Below are 17,229 nucleotides of genomic sequence, written 5' to 3'. Positions count from 1 at the left end.
GACTCACCTCCCTCTTGTCTATCCCCGTCAGCCGAGTCTGCCGCCGGTGAGTGTCGGACAGCCAAGCTGCGGTTATCTGTACAACGTTTTGAATTATAGCATACCGCTCATGGAAAAGCAAAGAAAAAGATTTACACGTTCGCCTCGGCAAACTTCCGCTTGGCGTATTCCACGTCTTCCCGGATTTGCGCGATCAGCGCGTCCACGCCGGAGAATTTTTGCTCGTCGCGGATGAAGAACAGAAACTCCACTTCCACTTCTTTTCCGTACAGGTCTCCCTGGAAGTCAAAAATGTGCACTTCCAGCGACTTCTCCTTCTTCTCCAGCTCAAACGTCGGCTTGATGCCCACGTTCATCACGCCGCGGTAGCTTTGGCCGTCCACGCTGAAGCGGACGCCGTACACCCCGTTTTTCCCGATCAGATACGGCCGGGACACGCGCACGTTGGCCGTGGGGAAGCCGATCGTGCGGCCGCGCTTGTCGCCGTGGACGACCACGCCCCTGATCTTGTACGGCCGTCCGAGCAGAAGGCGGGTCTGCTCCACGTCGCCATGGTGCAGATACTCGCGGATAATCGTGCTGCTCACTTTTTCACCCAGCCGGTTGACCGGCCCGATGATGTCGACGCCGTACCGTCCCTCGCTCGCCGCCAGCAGCGTTTGCGCCGTGCCCATGCCGCGGTAGCCAAACGTGTAGTCGAACCCGACGACCACGTGGCGGCAGTTGAGCGGCAGCAGGCACTCGGCGATGAAGTCCTCCGGGTAGACGGCCGCAAAGGCGATGTCAAAACGGATGACGTAGGTCAGATCTACGCCCATCTTCTCCAGTTGTTCCAGCTTGTCCGCCAGCGGGGTGAGATACTGGCTGTACCCGGTCTGCCCCAGCACCTCGCGCGGATGGGGATCGAAGGTCATGACCGCGCTTTTCCATCCGTTCGCCTTGGCCGTGTCGATCGCTTTTTGAATCACGCGCCGATGGCCGATATGTACGCCGTCAAAATACCCCAGGGCGATGGCGCAGGGGTCCGGCTGCAAATCCCGCGGCAGTGGATACGTCAAGGATATCGTTTTCACGCTTACACCTCGGTGGGAAAGACTTTTTCAGCCTTGGCAAAAAGACCTTTGGGGCCGCGGCAGACGCGGTGAATGCCCAGCAGCTGTTCCCCCGCGAACAGGCAGATCAGGCTGCCCTCTTCCGCCTTCACGCCGGGGAGGGCGGTGGAGAGACCGTTCAGCACCGCTTTTGTCCGCTCGGGCGGCACCTGGTACCTCGGCAGAAACGAGACCGCTTGCGACAAGGGGACCAGCCAGGGGGACAGCTCCTCTCCGCGCGCGCCCTTTTCTTCCAGCAGCTCCAGCGCCACGGCGTCCCGTTCCGAAAACGGGCCGCTTTTGACGCGCCTCAACTGCTTCATATGGGCAGGATACCCCAGAGCGCGTCCCAGGTCAACACACAAGGTGCGCACATAGGTGCCTTTGGAACACGTGCAGGAAAAGAACACGTCCACGGCGTCGCCGTCCGGACGGATGTCGTGCAGGTCCAGCTCGTAGATCGTCACCCTGCGTGCAGGGCGCTCCACCACTTCGCCCTCTCTGGCCAGTTGGTACAGCCGTTTGCCGTTTACCTTGACGGCGGAGTACATCGGGGGGACCTGCTCGATCTCGCCCAGAAACTGGCGGAACACGCCGTTCAGCCGCTCCGGCGTGATGGCTGCGGAGTCGACCGGCAGGTGTTCCACCAGTTCCCCGGCCGCGTCCTCGGTCGTGGTGGAGGAACCGAGGCGCATCACCACGTCGTAGCGCTTCGGGAGGTCCTGCAGGTATTCGACCAGGCGGGTGGCGTGTCCCAGACAGACGGGCAGCACGCCGGTCACGTCCGGGTCCAGGGTGCCGGCATGGCCCACCTTTTTCGTGCGAAACAGGCGGCGGATGCGGGCCACACAGTCGTGAGAGGTCATTCCGGCCGGCTTGTCCAGCACCACGACGCCATGCCACTTGCTACTCATCCGCGCTCACTCCCAACGCCTGCCCCAGGGCGTTCCACACCCGTTCCTGCGCTTCCGCCAGCGTCCCGCGAAGCGTGCAGCCCGCCGCTTTGGCGTGGCCGCCGCCTCCCAGTTCCTTGGCGATCTGCGACACGTCCACGCGGCTGCGGGCCCGCAGGCTCACCTTCACCGCCCCCGGCTCCGCTTCCACAAACGACACGCCCACTTCCACACCTTCGATGTTGCGGCAGTAATTCACCAGTCCGCCGGCATCCTCCCGATCTGCTCCCACATCCTCCAAATCCTGCAGGCTGACGGAAACGGATGCCACCTGGCCGCGATGGGACACGCGCAGCGACTGCAGCGCCCGCCGGAGCAGCTTGACGTGGGACAGCGTGATGACTTCGAGGCACCGCTTCGCCACGTCGCCCGGATTGACGCCGTACCGCAGCAGGCGGGCGGCGATTTCCATGACGTGCGGCGACGTGTTGGAGTAGCGGAAGCCGCCCGTGTCGGTCAAGAGTCCCGTGTAGATGCAGAGCGCGAAGTCTTCCGTGATCGGCAGCCCGGCCGCTTCGCTCAGGTCGAACAGAATCTCCGCGGTGGCGGCCGCGTCGGTACGGATGACGTTTACCGCACCGAAGGCGTCGTTGGTGGGATGGTGGTCGATATTGAGCAGGACGGCGTCGGGGGCAAACAGATGACGCACGTCGCCCATCCGCGACGCGTCGGCGCAATCGACCGCGATCACCGCGGAAAAGGTCTCATCGGGCGAAGCTTGCGAAAGATTGCAAATCCGCTCAAAACGGGGCAAAAATGAAAATTTGTCCGGCGTGCCGCCCTCGTTGGCGAGCAGGTACGATTTTCCCAACTGTTCCAGCATCGCGGCCACCGCCAGTGTCGAACCGGTCGCATCCCCGTCCGGGTTGACATGGGAGAGAATTAGGAAGCGGTCGTGTTCCCGCATGAACCGGGCCGCTTCCTCCAAGGCACGGCGATAATCACTCATCCTGTTTGTCTCCTTTGGCACCTTCTGTGGAGATTTCGCGGAGAATTGATTCGATCCGGTTCCCGTAATCGATCGATTCGTCCAGTTTAAACACGAAATCGGGCACGTGGCGCAGCTTTACGCGCCGGCCGATCTCCGTGCGCAGGTAGCCCTTTGCCTTTTGCAGCCCGGCCAGGGACGCCTTGCGCTGTTCGTCGTCGCCGAAAATGCTGACGAACACCTTGGCCAACTGGAGATCGCTGGTCACTTCCACATCCGTTACCGTGACAAAGCCGATGCGCGGGTCCTTGAGGCCGCGCTGCAGGAGGAGGCTCAGCTCTTTCTTGATCTCCTCGCCCACCCGGCTCATCCTCGTCTTGTTCATGTCTGTCACCTCCGCTGGCGTTAGTCGTAGTATTCCGTATCGGCGCGGATCAACTCCACGCCGGGATGGTTTTCCACCAGACGGACAGCCGCCTGGATTTGTTCCTGCAAAAACGACCATTCATTAGCAACGGCAGCGATACCCAGTACGGCACGCTGCCACTGCTCCTGACAGGCCACCTCCGCCGCGGAGACGTTGAAGCGGCTCCGCAGCTTGCCGAGAATGCTCTTGACGATGGCCCGTTTCTCTTTTAGGTTGCGGCAGGCGGGCAGAAACAGTTCAATCCGCGCCCCCGCCAGCATTACTGCTTCACTTCCTCCATGATGAAGGCTTCGATCACGTCGCCCACCTTGATGTCCTGGAAGCGCTCCAGGGTCAAGCCGCACTCGTAGCCGCTCATCACTTCGCGGACGTCATCCTTGAAGCGCTTGAGCGTATCCAGCTTGCCTTCGTAGATGACCACGCCCTCGCGAATCAACCGGGCGCCGGCATCGCGGGTCAGCTTGCCTTCGGTGACGTAGCAGCCGGCGATGTTGCCCACTTTGGAAACCTTGAAGACCTCGCGGATTTCCGCCTGGCCGATGATGGTCTCCTTGTAGACCGGATCCAGCATGCCTTTCAGCGCCTGCTCGATCTCGTCGATCACGTTGTAGATGACGCGGTGCAGGCGAATGTCGATCTTCTCCTGTTCCGCCATGTTGCGGGCGTTTGGCTCAGGACGCACGTTGAAGCCGATCACGATCGCGTTGGACGCGTTGGCCAGCGTGATGTCGGACTCGGTAATCGCCCCTACGCCGGTGTGAATGATTTTGACGCGCGTACCGTTCACATTGATCTTCTCGAGCGCGCCGCGGAGGGCTTCCACGGAACCCTGCACATCCGCCTTCACGATCAGGTTGAGCTCTTTCACGTCGCCCTCCTGAATGTGCTGGAACAGATCGTCCAGGGACACGCGCGTGTTGGCGCGCCGTTCCGATTCGCGCTGCTTGGCCGCGCGCGCTTCGCCGATGGCGCGGGCCTTTTTCTCGTCTTCGAAGACCATGAACTGGTCGCCCGCCTGCGGCACGTCATTCAGACCGGTGATCTCCACCGGCGTGGACGGTCCCGCTTCTTTCAGACGGCGTCCCTTGTCGTTTACCATCGCGCGGACGCGGCCGTAGGTGCTGCCGACGACGATCGGATCCCCTACTTTAAGCGTACCGTGCTGCACCAGGACAGTTGCCACCGGTCCGCGTCCCTTGTCCAGCTCCGCCTCGACGACGGTACCGCGGGCGCGTTTGTTCGGGTTGGCTTTCAGCTCCTGCACCTCGGCAACGAGCAGGATGTACTCCAGCAGCTCCTCGAGGCCGATGCGCTGTTTCGCGGAGATCGGGCAGAAAATGGTGTCGCCGCCCCACTCTTCGGCCACCAGTCCGTACTCGGTCAGTTCCTGCTTGATCCGGTCGACGTTTGCCTCCGGCTTGTCGACTTTGTTGACGGCGACGATGATCGGCACATTGGCCGCCTTCGCGTGGTTGATCGCCTCCACGGTTTGCGGCATGACGCCGTCGTCCGCGGCTACGACGAGAATCGTGATGTCGGTGATTTGGGCGCCGCGGGCACGCATCGTGGTGAACGCCGCGTGGCCGGGGGTGTCCAGGAAGGTGATCTTCTTCCCTTTGACTTCCACCTGGTACGCGCCGATGTGCTGGGTGATGCCGCCTGCTTCACCCGCTACGACGTTGGTGGAGCGGATGGCGTCCAACAGGGTGGTCTTCCCGTGGTCGACGTGACCCATGATGGTGACGACCGGCGGACGTTCCACCAGATCGGCCGGGTTATCCACCTCTTCGATCGTCTCGAAATTGGTTTCGTCGATGACGATCTTCTCTTCCACCTCGACGTTGTACTCGGAGCAGATCAGCTCGATGGCGTCGCGGTCGAGATCCTGGTTAATCGTGGCCATGATGCCCAAATTAAACAACTTTTTGATGATTTCCGCCGGTTCCCTGCGCAGTTTTTTCGCCAGTTCGGCGACGGTAAGAGACTCGGTGAAGGTAATTTTGGACGGCGGTTCCGGCATCGGACGCTGCTGCTGTTCGCGATGCCCCTGACGGCGGTTGTCCTGCCGTTTGCTGCCGCCCTTGAACGGCTGGTTCTTTTTGTTCTCGTCGAATGTCTTCTTGCCGCCCGGTCCTTTTTTGATCTTTTCCCGCTTCTCCAGGGAAACCTTGGGCGGGATTTTTACCTTGTCCTCGAAATCGTCGCCTGCGCGCGGATCGTCGAGTTCATTGACCGTCGGCTCTTGTTGGGTAACCTGCTGCTTGCGATCAAACGGTTTTGCGGATTGGCTTTTCATATCGCTCGGTTTTCTCTCCTGATTCTTCCCCTGATTTTTGCCTTGATGCGGACGCTGCTGGTCGGAACGCTGGCCGCCGCCCTGACGGCTGCCGCCGCGATCAGACGGACGTTCGTTGCGGCGCTGCTGCTGTTGCTGCTGCGGCTTTTGCTGCCCTTTCGACTCCTCCGTCCGCTTCTTGTCGCCCTGCTGTTTGGGCTTCGCTTCCGCCTGTCCGGCGGACCGCTGCTGTTCCGGCTTGCCGCCGGCCCGCAGCTTGGCAAGGTGATCCTCAATTTTTTTGATCGTCGCTTCGTCCATGATACTCATATGATTTGCCACTTCTATGTTCAACCGCTTTAGCAAATTGAGGATTTCCTTGCTGCTCATGTTGTGCTGTTTGGCGTATTCATACACTCGAGTCTTCAAGTGATCTTCACCCCTTCTGAATTAGGTGAGCAGGCGCAGCATGCTGTCCGCCAGCTTCCCGTCCGTAACCGCGACGGTGACACGCCCGTCCTTGCCGATAGCGTGCCCCAGCGCGTACCGGTCGCCGGCCGTCACGCACGGAACGCCGTAATAGGCGCACTTGTCGCGTACCTTCTTGGCCGTGTTGGCGGAGGCGTCGGCCGCGAGCAGCACCAGCTTGGCCTGACCGGTCCGCACTGCCTGCACGACCAGCTCCTCGCCGGCAATCACCTTGCGTGCACGCATGGCCAACCCCAGCAATTGCGCTGCCTTGGGGATCATTGTCCCATCATCTCCAGCCATTTTTCACGGAACGCGTCGTATTTTTCCTGGGTGATGGACATGTTCAGTGCGCGTTCCAGCACTTTTTTCCACTTGCCCGAAGCAAACGTGTCCGGCTTCAGACAGCTTTCCTGACGGCACACGTACGCCCCGCGCCCGGCTGCTTTGCCGGTCGGATCGATGATGATCTCTTCGTCCGGGGTCCGCACGACGCGCACCAGTTCTTTTTTGGGAAACATTTCCTGACACACGATGCATTTCCGCAAAGGAATTTTCTTTTGCTTCATGGCTATTCGATGTCAGCCCCCTCATCGCCCGCTTTCGGATAGGCGATGCCTTCCTGTTCAGCCTGCGTCTCGCTCTTGATGTCGATCTTCCAGCCGGTCAGCTTGGCCGCGAGACGGGCGTTTTGCCCGCGCTTGCCGATCGCCAGCGACAACTGGTAATCCGGTACGATGACGCGGGTCACTTTTTCCGGCGCGTTTACCTCCACGTGCAGCACCTTGGCCGGGCTGAGCGCGTTGGCCACGTATTCCGCGGGATCTTCCGACCAGCGCACAATGTCGATCTTTTCGCCCTTCAGCTCGTTGACGATGGTCTGCACGCGCATTCCCTTCGGCCCGACGCAGGCGCCTACCGGGTCGACGTCGGGATTGATCGAATGGACGGCGATCTTGGAGCGGTCTCCGGCTTCGCGGGCGACGGATTTGATCTCCACCACGCCGTCGTAGATTTCCGGCACTTCCAGTTCAAACAGCCGTTTCAACAGGCCGGGATGCGTGCGGGACACGACGATTTGCGGCCCTTTGGTCGTCTTTTCCACCTTGATGATGTAGGCTTTCACCCGATCCTGGGGCTTGAAGTCGTCGGTCGGCATCTTCTCCGTGATCGGCATGACCGCCTCCGCCTTGCCCAGGTCGATGTAGTAGTTGCGGGCATCCATCCGCTGGACCACGCCGGTGATGATGTCGTCCTCCCGCTCGATGAACTCGCTGTAGATCAGCCCGCGCTCCGCTTCGCGAATGCGCTGGGTCACCACCTGCTTCGCCGTCTGGGCGGCGATGCGGCCAAAGTCGCGGGGCGTCACTTCGATCTCGACGATGTCATCCAGCCGGAAATTGGGATCGATCTCCTGCGCCCCTTCCAGGGAAATCTCCAGACGCGGGTCGAGCACTTCTTCCACGACCGTCTTGCGGGCAAACACACGCACCTGGCCGGTGTGGCGATTCACGTCTACGCGGACGTTCTGCGCCGAATTGAAATTCCGTTTGTATCCGGAAATGAGGGCCGCTTCGATGGCCTCGATCAACACGTCTTTGGAGATTCCTTTTTCTCTCTCAATGGCTTCCAATGCCTCGATAAAATCGGCGTTCATGATTTTCGTTGCCTCCTCCTTTACAAGCACACCCCGCGGAATTAAAAGACGATGGCCATCCGGGCCGCGTCGATTTGGTCCAGGGAAATGACGTACGTTTTTTTCGCTTCCTTCACTGTCAGCCTGCCGTCCTCAAAGGATACCAGTTCGCCTTCGAACACGGTAGATCCTTCCAGCGGCTCCTTGGTCACGATATGTACGTGCCTGCCGACAGCCTTGCGAAAATCGCTTTCCTTGCGCAGCGGACGCTCCGCTCCCGGTGACGACACCTCCAGGAAGTACGCGGTGGGAATCGGGTCCACCTCGTCCAGCCGCTGGCTCAGCCGCTCGCTGACAAGGCCGCAGTCATCGATGTCGATGTTCCCGGTTTCATTGTCGATGAACACGCGGAGAAACCAGTTGCTGCCTTCTTTCTTGTACTCGATGTCAACCAGTTCCAGACCCAGTTCGTCGAGAATGGGCGTAACCAGGTCGGTGACAATGTCTGTTACCTTGCTCAAGCAAGTACCTCCTTGTCGTTTCAAGCATGGGGTTCGGCCAGAAAGAAAGAGTGGGTTTCCCCACTCTCGCTCTGCGTGCGTATAACCAGTATTTCCAAAAAAATTATAGCATAACAGCCTGTCGTTGACAACCGGGTGTTACCCGGAAACCCGACAGGCTGTCTCAGGTCCGCTCCCCGTCCGCCGTCGTCAGAACAGCGAGAGCTGATTGGATTCCGGCAGCCCCTGCAGGGCTCCCTGCTCCTCCAGGTATTCCAAGATGCTCTTGGAAATCCGGGCGCGGGTCAAGAGGTCTTCCTTGGAGAGGAACTCTCCTTCCTCCCGCGCCTTGACGATGCTGATCGCCGCGTTGGTTCCCAGACCGGGCAGGGCGTTGAACGGAGCGATCAGGCTGTTGCCGTCGATCAGGAATTTGGTCGCGTCCGAGCGGTAGAGGTCGACGTTGGCGAAGCGGAAGCCGCGCTCCACCATCTCCAGCGCCATTTCCAGCACGGTCAAAAGGGCCTTCTCCTTAGGCTGCGCCTCGTGTCCCTTTTCTTCGATCTCCTCGATTTTTTGCCGGATCGCCGACGAGCCCTTGACCATCAGCGGAATGTCGAAGTCGTCCGCCCGCACAGTGAAGTAGGTGGCGTAAAACTCCAGCGGATAATGCACCTTGAAGTAGGCGATCCGCACGGCCATCATCACGTAGGCGGTGGCGTGCGCCTTCGGGAACATGTACTTGATCTTCTGGCAGGACTCGATGTACCATTCCGGCACGTTGTTTCGGCGCATCTCCTCCTGGTCTTCCTCGGGAACGCCTTTTCCTTTCCGCACCGACTCCATGATCTTGAAGGCGCGGGACGGTTCCAGCCCCTTGTAGATCAGGTACACCATGATGTCGTCGCGGCACCCGATGACCTCGGACAGCTTGCACGTGCCGCTGCGGATCAAGTCCTGCGCGTTGTTCAGCCAGACGTCCGTTCCGTGGGAAAGACCGGAGATCTGCACCAGCTCGGCAAACGTGGTCGGCTTGGTGTCCTCCAGCATCTGCCGCACGAATTTGGTGCCGAACTCGGGAATGCCCAACGTCCCCAGATTGGTGCGAATCTGCTCCGGCGTGACGCCCAGCGCCTCGGTCGAGCTGAAGATGGACATCGTCGCCTTGTCGTCCAGCGGGATCGTCTTCGGGTCGATGCCGGTCAAATCCTGCAGCATGCGGATCACGGTCGGGTCGTCGTGGCCGAGAATGTCCAGCTTCAACAGGTTGTCGTGGATGGAGTGGAAGTCGAAATGCGTGGTCCGCCACTCCGATTCGCTGTCGTCCGCCGGGTACTGGATCGGACAAAAATCCTCGATCTCCATGTAGTCAGGCACCACGATGATCCCGCCCGGGTGTTGGCCGGTGGTCCGCTTGACGCCCGTGCAGCCGTTTACCAGCCGGGCGATTTCCGCGTTTCGCAGCGTCAGGCCGCGCTCGTCCGCGTATTTGCGCACGTAGCCGTAGGCCGTCTTTTCCGCCACCGTGCCGATCGTCCCCGCGCGGTAGACGTTGTCCACGCCGAACAGCTCCTGGGTGTACTTGTGGGCGCGCGGCTGGTACTCGCCCGAGAAGTTCAGGTCGATATCGGGGACCTTGTCCCCTTTGAAGCCGAGGAACGTCTCGAAAGGAATGTCCTGCCCGTCTTTGGCCAGCTTGTGCCCGCAGACGGGGCAGTCCTTGTCCGGCAGGTCGAAACCGGAACCGATCGAGCCGTCCGTGATGAACTCGCTGTGCTTGCAGTTCGGACAGCGGTAGTGCGGCGGCAGCGGATTGACCTCGGTGATCTCGGCCATGGTGGCCACGAACGAGGACCCGACGGAACCGCGGGAGCCTACGAGATAGCCGTCCGCCAGCGACTTGGTCACCAGCCGCTGGGAGATCAGGTAAATCACGCCGAACCCGTGCGTGATGATGCTGTTCAGCTCTTTTTCCAGGCGCTTCTCCACGATCTCCGGCAGCGGATCGCCGTACAGCTTCTTCGCCTTGTCGTAGCACATCTGGCGCAGCTCGTCATCCGCCCCCTCGATGATCGGCGTGTACAGCCGGTCCGGAATCGGGCTGACGTCCTCGATCATGTCGGCGATCGCGTTGGGCGCGGTCACCACCACTTCGCGGGCGGTCTCTTCGCCGAGGTGGGCAAACGCCTCCAGCATCTCGTCCGTGGTGCGCAGATAGAGCGGCGGCTGGTTGCCCGCGTCGGGGGAGCCTTGCGACAGCAAAAAGACGTCGCGGAAGATGTCGTCCTGCGGGTTGAGAAAGTGGACGTCCCCCGTCGCCACCACCGGCTTGCCCAGTTCCTTTCCGATTTCGACGATCAACTGGTGGTAGCCCTTCATCGTCTCCAGCGAGGGAATCTCCTCGTTGCGCAGCAGCGGCGTGTAGTGATCCAGCGGCTGCAGTTCGAGAAAATCGTAGAAGGCGGCCACTTCTTTCAGCTCGTCCCGCGACTTCCCGCGCAGGATTGCCTGCATCAGCTCGCCCTCCTTGCAGGCCGTGCCGATCAAAAGCCCGTCGCGGTACTTGACGAGCTGGCTACGCTGGATGCGGGGGACGCGGAAAAACGTCTCCACGTGGGAGCGGCTGACCAGTTTGTACAGGTTTTTCAACCCGGCCTTGGTCTTGACCAACAGCGTGGCGTGGAACGGGCGGCCGCTCTTGTAATCGGCCTCCGCGTTGCTCCGCTCGTTCAGATCCGCCAGGGTTTTGATCTCCGCCTCCCGGATGTCTTTCAGCATGTACTGGAAGACGTGGGCCAGCGCCACGGTGTCATCCAGCGCGCGGTGGGCGTTGATCAGCTCCACGTTGAACTTCTTCGCCAGCGTTCCCAGGCGGTAGTTGCGCATGCCCTTGTAGAGCAGGCGGGCCAGCGGCAGCGTGTCCAGGATGGGGTTGTTCCACGGCTCCATGCCGATCCGCTTGGCGCAGGCGTTGATGAACGCCTTGTCAAACTCTGCGTTGTGCGCCACGAGCACGGCGTCGCCGGTAAACTCCTTGAACCGGCGCAGGACCACGTCCAGCGTATCCTTGCCGCGCAGCATTTCGTTGGTAATCCCGGTAATTTCGGTCGTCTTGGGGCCGATCTCGATCTGTGGATCGATCAGCTCTGTCCACTTGTCGACGATCTCCGTGCCGCGCATCTTCACCGCCGCGATTTCGATAATCGTGTGCTCCGCCGCGTTGAGACCGGTCGTCTCCGTGTCGAACACGACGTACTCGGTGTTTTCGTCGATCGGCAGGTTGTTCTCCGGCGTCAGGTTGTAGACGATGTCCACGCCGTCTTCCACCACGTACGCCTCCATGCCGAGGATGCACTTGATGTTGTTCTTCTTGGCGACGCTGTACGCTTCCGGGAACGCTTGGACGACGCCGTGGTCGGTGATGGCGATCGCCTTGTGTCCCCACTTGGCCGCCGTGGAAATGAGCGACTTGACGGAGGCGACGGCGTCGAGCGCGCTCATCGGCGTATGGCAGTGCAACTCCACCCGCTTCTCCTCGGCCGTATCTTTTCGCGCAACCTGTTCGATCTGGTTGATGTCGTTGGCCACCATCACCAGTTCCCGCAAGAAGGTGTCATGCTGGACGCTGCCGCGCACCTTCACCCACATGCCGTCCTTCAAGGCCTCCAGCATTTTGACGTCTTCCTTGTCGCGGGAGAAAATCTTGACTGTCAGCGAATCGGTGTAGTCGGTGATGTTGAACGTCAACAGATGGCGGCCGCTGCGCAGTTCCTTCAGCTCCGCGCCGAACACCGTGCCCTGGATGGTGACACGCCGCTCTTCGTCCTGGATCTCGCGGATCGGCAGCGGCTCGTCCTTGATCTCGTACCCGATCATCAGCGTGGTCACCGCTTCTGTCTTGTCGCTCTCCTTGCTGTCCTTCTCCTGCTGGACCGCGCTCATGACCACTTCGATCAGCGCCCGCTCCTCTTCTTCCCGCTGTTCCATGAACGCCTTGTACGCCTCGTCGCTCTCTTCGGCCAAAAACGTAAAGCGCGGCACGCAGGCCGTCACTTTTTCAAATGCGGCCGCCAGTTCGCTGTCCGCTTTCTTCCGCTTGGCCATCTCGACCGCCATCTCCGTGGGCAGGTACACGGTTACGTTCTGCGCCTCCACCTGCCGCTTCGCCTGGCGCAGCGTCACCGCCAGCGAGTTGATCTTTTGCTCCAGATTCTCCAGCAGCACGTCCCAGTACTGGTTGACGGCCTGCTCCACGCTCGGCTGTTCGCGGTAGCGGAATCGGGCGTCCACTGTCGCCAGATGGGAAAAGCTCTGGGTCAGCCGGCGCATAAAGGCCTGATACATCTCTGCCGGCAGCAGCCGGGGCAGCGTGAAGGTAAACACCCACTCCTTGTTCTGCCGGTAGAGTTCCAATTTATCGATTTGTCCATCAAGAAAAAATCGCTCCACCCACTCTGCCGGCAGATCCAACTGCTTCACCAACAGCGAGAAGCGATGTTTTTGCTCTTCCAACCGATTCACGGTTCTCCACCTCAATCATGCCATCAGTACAAACATGTCCGGAAAAAACAGGGGGTACTCCCACGGTTCAACGGGAGTACCCCGAATGGATTCGACAAAATCAGCCGAATCCCTGCTTTCTTTTTACTTTTGGAACAGCTCCGCACCCGTCCGGTCGACGCGGGTCAGCAGGTCTTTCACGAAGGCGACCAGTTCGTCGCGTTTGACCTCGTGCGTTTCTCCGGTACGGCGGACGCGCACTTCGACGACGCCCTCCTGCGCGGCCCGGTCGGAAACGGTGATGCGCAGCGGCAGGCCGATCAGGTCGGCGTCCTTGAACTTCACGCCGGCGCGCTCCGGCCGATCGTCGTACAGCACCTCGATGCCGGCCGCCATCAGCGCTTCCGTGATCTGTTCACTCGCTTGACGCTGCTCGTCCACTTTGGTGTTGACCGGAATGACGTGGACGTGGAACGGCGCCACCGACACAGGCCAGATGATGCCGTTTTCGTCGTTGTTTTGCTCAATCACGGCGGCCAGGGTACGGGAGATGCCGATGCCGTAGCAGCCCATGATCATCGGCTGGCTGCGGCCGTTCTCATCGAGGAAGGTGGCGCCCATCGCCTGCGAGTACTTGGTGCCCAGTTTGAACACGTGGCCCACTTCCACGCCACGGGCAAACTTGATGACTCCGCCGCCGCGCGGGCACTCGTCTCCCTCCATGATGTTGCGCAGGTCGGCGTAACGGGAGACGGTAAAGTCCCGGCCCGGCTGCACATGGATGAGATGGTAGTCGGCTTCGTTGGCGCCCACGATTCCGTCGTAGACATCCTGCACGAAGTTGTCGGCGACGATTTCCGTTTTTTCGGCATCGAGGCCGACCGGCCCGACAAAGCCTGCCGGCGCGCCGCTGACCGCCAGCACCTCTTCTGCGGATGCAAGGCGGACCTGCGTCGCGTCGAACAGGTTTTTCAGCTTGACCTCGTTCAGCTCGTGGTCGCCGCGGACGAGCACCATCACCAGCTTGTCGTCGATCCGGTAGATCAGGCTCTTGATGATCCGGCTCGCGTCCACGCCGAGCGTTTCGGTCAGTTGGTCAATGGTTTTTACGCCGGGCGTGTGGATTTTCTCCATCGCGGGTGTTTCGCCGGCCGGTTTGGGGGCCGGCTTGTACACCACTTCCGCCTTTTCCAAATTGGCGGCGTAATCGCCCTCTTCCGAATAGGCGATCGTGTCTTCGCCGATGTCGCACAGCGCCATGAATTCGTACGTGCCTTTTCCGCCAATCGCCCCCGCGTCCGCTTCCACGGCGCGGAAGTTCAGACCGACGCGGGTGAAAATGCGGGTGTAGGCGTCAAACATCGCCTGGAAGTTTTTGTCCAGACCTTCCGGCGTGGTGTCAAACGAGTAGGCGTCCTTCATGATGAACTCGCGGCAGCGGATCAGACCGAAGCGCGGTCTGACCTCGTCGCGGAACTTCGTCTGAATCTGGTACAGGTTGATCGGCAGTTTCTTGTAGGAGTTGATTTCGTCCCGCACCAGACTGGTAATCACTTCTTCATGCGTCGGACCAAGCGCAAACGAACGTTCGTGGCGGTCCTGCAGGCGCACCAGTTCCGGGCCGTACACGTCCCAGCGGCCCGTCTGATGCCACAACTCCGCCGGCTGCATCGCCGGCATCAGCAGTTCCTGGGCCCCGGCGCGGTTCATCTCTTCGCGCACGATGGCCTGGATTTCTGCAGGCTGCGGAGCGCCAGCGGCAGGTAGGTGTAAATCCCGGACGCCAACTGGCGGGCCATACCGGCCCGAAGCAGCAGCTTGTGGCTGGCAATCTCCGCATCCGCAGGCACTTCCCGCAGGGTGGGAATCAACATCTGACTTTGCTTCAACACACGCTTGTCCTCCTTCTTGCATGGCACGACTACATCGACAATCTTTTTTCGGCAAACCAAACCCACGTGCCTGGGGAACCTCGCAGCGGGGGTGCTTCCTCCTCCCGCTTCGCGAGGAGCCGCCGCCATGCACGTGGGTTTGTCACCGGTTGCGGCTTGCTCTTATCCAACCGTGGTAGATTTCCGCTCTTCCACCAATTCGTGAATCTCTTTCATCAGCTCTTCGAACAGTTCCGTTTCCTTCACTTTCCGCACAATCTCCCCGTTGCGGAAAATGAGCCCCTCGCCGTTGCCGCCGGCGACGCCCACATCCGCTTCGCGCGCCTCGCCGGGACCGTTGACGGCGCATCCCATGACGGCGATTTTGAGCGGAACCTTCAGCGTGGAGACGGCATTCTCCACCTTGGTGGCCAGCCCGATCAGGTCAATCGCGCAGCGTCCGCACGACGGGCAGGCAATGACCACCGGGTCGTTGTTGACAATGTCCAGGCTGCGGAGAATCTGCTTCGCCACCTTGATCTCCTCGACCGGGTCAGCCGTCAGCGAGACGCGAATCGTATCTCCGATGCCCATCGCCAGCACGGTGCCGATGCCGACCGCCGACTTGATGCTGCCGGAGAACTGGGTCCCCGCTTCCGTCACGCCGACGTGAAGCGGGTAGTCGCGCTTCTCGGCCATCAGCGAATAGGTCTGGATCATCGTCGGCACGTCGGACGACTTCAGGGAGATGACGATGTTGTCGTAGTTCAGGTCTTCCAGAATGTGGACGTGGTCCATGGCGCTCTCCACGATCGCTTCCGGCGACGGATACCCGTACTTCTCCAACAGCCGTTTTTCCACGGAACCGGAGTTGACGCCGATGCGAATCGGAACGTTTCGCTCCCGGCACGCCTCGACGACCGCTTTCGTTTTTTCCTTGGAGCCGATGTTGCCGGGGTTGATGCGGATCTTGTCGATGCCGCTTTCCAATGCGATCAGCGCCAGGCGGTAGTCAAAATGGATGTCGGCGACGAGCGGAAGCGGGGAGCGTTCCTTGATCGCCTTGATGGCGCGCGCCGCGTCTTCGTTGATCACCGCCAGGCGGACGATTTGGCAGCCGGCTTCATACAGCCGCTGGATCTGTGCCAGCGTGGCTTCCACGTCGCGGGTGTCCGCCGTCGTCATCGACTGGATCACGACGCTTTTTTGTCCGCCGATCTGTACGCCTCCAACAAAAACCGGTTTCGTCTCCTCGCGCTTGTACATAGAGCACCATCCTTTTGTTTGTGTCGGTGATTACGCGTCACTGCAAAAACAAGCGTTGCAAATCGTTCCAGGTCACGACCAGGATCAACAGCATCAGGAAGGCGAAGCCGAGGAAATGCACCATGCCTTCCTTGTGCGGGTCGACCGGCCGGCCGCGCAGTGCTTCCACCAGCAAAAACGCCAGCCGTCCTCCGTCCAGCGCCGGCAGCGGCAGCAGGTTAAACAAGCCCAGGTTGATGGAGAGCACCGCCGCCCACTTCAACAGGACCGCCAATCCCTGCTGGGCGAATTCGCCCGTCATCTTGAAGATCCCCACCGGTCCGCTCAGATCGTTCAACCCGACGGCGCCGGTAAACAGCATGCCCAGGCTTTTCAGGATCATCGCGGTAAACTCGTACGTGGAGAGGGCTCCGTACTTTAGCACCTCGCCAGGCGCGTACGTCAGCGTCTGCGTCACCATGATCTTGCCGACGTTGTTGTCGTTGAAGATCCGGACTTTCGCGCTTTTGCGCTGTCCGTTCCGCTCGATTTCAAAGACCAGTTCCTTGCCGGGAGACTGGCTGACGATCTGCACGATCTCCTTCCACGAAGAGACCGGCTGCCCCTGAATGGCGATCACCCTGTCCCCTTCCATCAGGCCTGCCTGGGCGGCGGGGCCGCCGGGCCTCACTTCGCCGAGGTACGGCACATTGCTGGGGACCCCGTAGGACAGTCCGATCACGACAAACAGGACGAAGGCGAGCAAAAAGTTGGCCGCCGGACCGGCAAAGATGGCCCAGAAGCGCTGCATGACCGTCTTTCCCTTGAACTGCCTGTTGTAGGGCGCAATCTGCACCTCCTGGCCGTCCTTGACCAGGTGGGCCTGCGGGTGTACGGAGAACGTCCGCTCCTCCCCGTCCACGTCCAGGGTGAGCGTCAGTTGGTGTTCCAGATCAAAGCGGACGATCGTTCCGGTCACGCTTCCTCTGCCACCGCTGTCCGTTCTGTCCAGCAGAATGCGCGTCACTTTTCCCACTGCATCGCGTTCCACGCTCACTTCCATGTGCGGCTTGAGGATATCCAGCTCCGGATCTTCACCGGCCATGCGCACCAATCCCCCGATCGGCAGCAAGCGCAGTGTGTATTCCGTTTCTCCCCGTTTTATGCTGAAGATTTTCGGCCCCATGCCCAACGCAAACTCCCGGCAGAGGATGCCGGCCCGCTTGGCCAGCAGGAAATGGCCCAATTCATGCACAAACACGAGTACGCCAAACACGATGATGATCGCGAGAATCGATTCGACTGAATCCAGGTTGGGAAAAGGCAAGGGAGAAG

13 protein-coding genes and 1 pseudogene are annotated in these 17,229 nt (G+C 60.6%); all 14 read right to left on the bottom strand.

Annotated elements, in window-relative coordinates; translation table 11 throughout:
* Positions 1-131 precede the first annotated feature (131 nt).
* Entirely contained in the window at positions 132-1,073 is a 942-nt protein-coding gene (locus tag FOI68_RS07700; protein ID WP_029098998.1) for a bifunctional riboflavin kinase/FAD synthetase, read from the bottom strand.
* A gap of 2 nt (positions 1,074-1,075) precedes the next feature.
* Entirely contained in the window at positions 1,076-2,005 is a 930-nt protein-coding gene (gene truB, locus FOI68_RS07695) for a tRNA pseudouridine(55) synthase TruB (protein WP_143862784.1), read from the bottom strand.
* Positions 1,998-2,993, bottom strand: a complete 996-nt coding sequence (locus FOI68_RS07690) for a DHH family phosphoesterase (protein ID WP_143862783.1) — start codon at positions 2,991-2,993, stop codon at positions 1,998-2,000. Before FOI68_RS07690 ends, truB begins: the two co-directional genes overlap by 8 nt.
* Positions 2,986-3,357 (bottom strand): 30S ribosome-binding factor RbfA, encoded by a 372-nt coding sequence (gene rbfA, locus FOI68_RS07685; protein WP_029098995.1) that lies wholly within the window; start codon positions 3,355-3,357, stop codon positions 2,986-2,988. Before rbfA ends, FOI68_RS07690 begins: the two co-directional genes overlap by 8 nt.
* A 20-nt stretch (positions 3,358-3,377) precedes the next feature.
* Positions 3,378-3,659, bottom strand: a complete 282-nt coding sequence (locus tag FOI68_RS07680) for a DUF503 domain-containing protein (RefSeq protein ID WP_035297353.1) — start codon at positions 3,657-3,659, stop codon at positions 3,378-3,380.
* Positions 3,659-6,103: a translation initiation factor IF-2 gene (infB, locus tag FOI68_RS07675; protein WP_143862782.1), complete on the bottom strand. Its 2,445-nt coding sequence runs from the start codon at positions 6,101-6,103 to the stop codon at positions 3,659-3,661. The genes FOI68_RS07680 and infB overlap by 1 nt, the downstream gene beginning before the upstream one ends.
* Positions 6,104-6,124: 21 nt before the next feature.
* Positions 6,125-6,424: a YlxQ family RNA-binding protein gene (locus FOI68_RS07670; protein ID WP_029098992.1), complete on the bottom strand. Its 300-nt coding sequence runs from the start codon at positions 6,422-6,424 to the stop codon at positions 6,125-6,127.
* Complete coding sequence (gene rnpM / locus FOI68_RS07665; RefSeq protein ID WP_029098991.1) at positions 6,421-6,711, bottom strand: RNase P modulator RnpM; 291 nt, start codon at positions 6,709-6,711, stop codon at positions 6,421-6,423. The genes FOI68_RS07670 and rnpM overlap by 4 nt, the downstream gene beginning before the upstream one ends.
* Positions 6,712-6,713: 2 nt before the next feature.
* A complete protein-coding gene (gene nusA / locus FOI68_RS07660; protein ID WP_029098990.1) occupies positions 6,714-7,799 on the bottom strand; it encodes a transcription termination factor NusA in 1,086 nt (361 codons plus the stop codon).
* A 41-nt stretch (positions 7,800-7,840) separates the two neighbouring features.
* A complete protein-coding gene (gene rimP, locus FOI68_RS07655) occupies positions 7,841-8,299 on the bottom strand; it encodes a ribosome maturation factor RimP (protein WP_029098989.1) in 459 nt (152 codons plus the stop codon).
* 189 nt (positions 8,300-8,488) lie between these two features.
* Positions 8,489-12,799, bottom strand: coding sequence for a PolC-type DNA polymerase III (locus FOI68_RS07650; RefSeq protein ID WP_143862781.1), 4,311 nt, complete (start codon positions 12,797-12,799; stop codon positions 8,489-8,491).
* Positions 12,800-12,922: 123 nt separating this feature from the next.
* Positions 12,923-14,667: pseudogene (locus FOI68_RS07645) on the bottom strand (proline--tRNA ligase).
* 165 nt (positions 14,668-14,832) lie between these two features.
* Positions 14,833-15,915 carry a flavodoxin-dependent (E)-4-hydroxy-3-methylbut-2-enyl-diphosphate synthase gene (ispG, locus tag FOI68_RS07640; protein ID WP_143862780.1) on the bottom strand — a complete coding sequence of 361 codons (1,083 nt, stop codon included), beginning with the start codon at positions 15,913-15,915 and terminating at the stop codon, positions 14,833-14,835.
* 37 nt (positions 15,916-15,952) lie between these two features.
* On the bottom strand, positions 15,953-17,221 hold the full coding sequence (rseP, locus tag FOI68_RS07635; RefSeq protein ID WP_029098985.1) for an RIP metalloprotease RseP: 1,269 nt from the start codon (positions 17,219-17,221) through the stop codon (positions 15,953-15,955).
* Between the last annotated feature and the right edge of the window lie 8 nt (positions 17,222-17,229).

The organism is Brevibacillus sp. LEMMJ03 (genome assembly GCF_007197875.1).
Lineage (GTDB): Bacteria > Bacillota > Bacilli > Brevibacillales > Brevibacillaceae > Brevibacillus > Brevibacillus thermoruber.
This window is presented reverse-complemented; position numbering and strand designations above follow the sequence as displayed.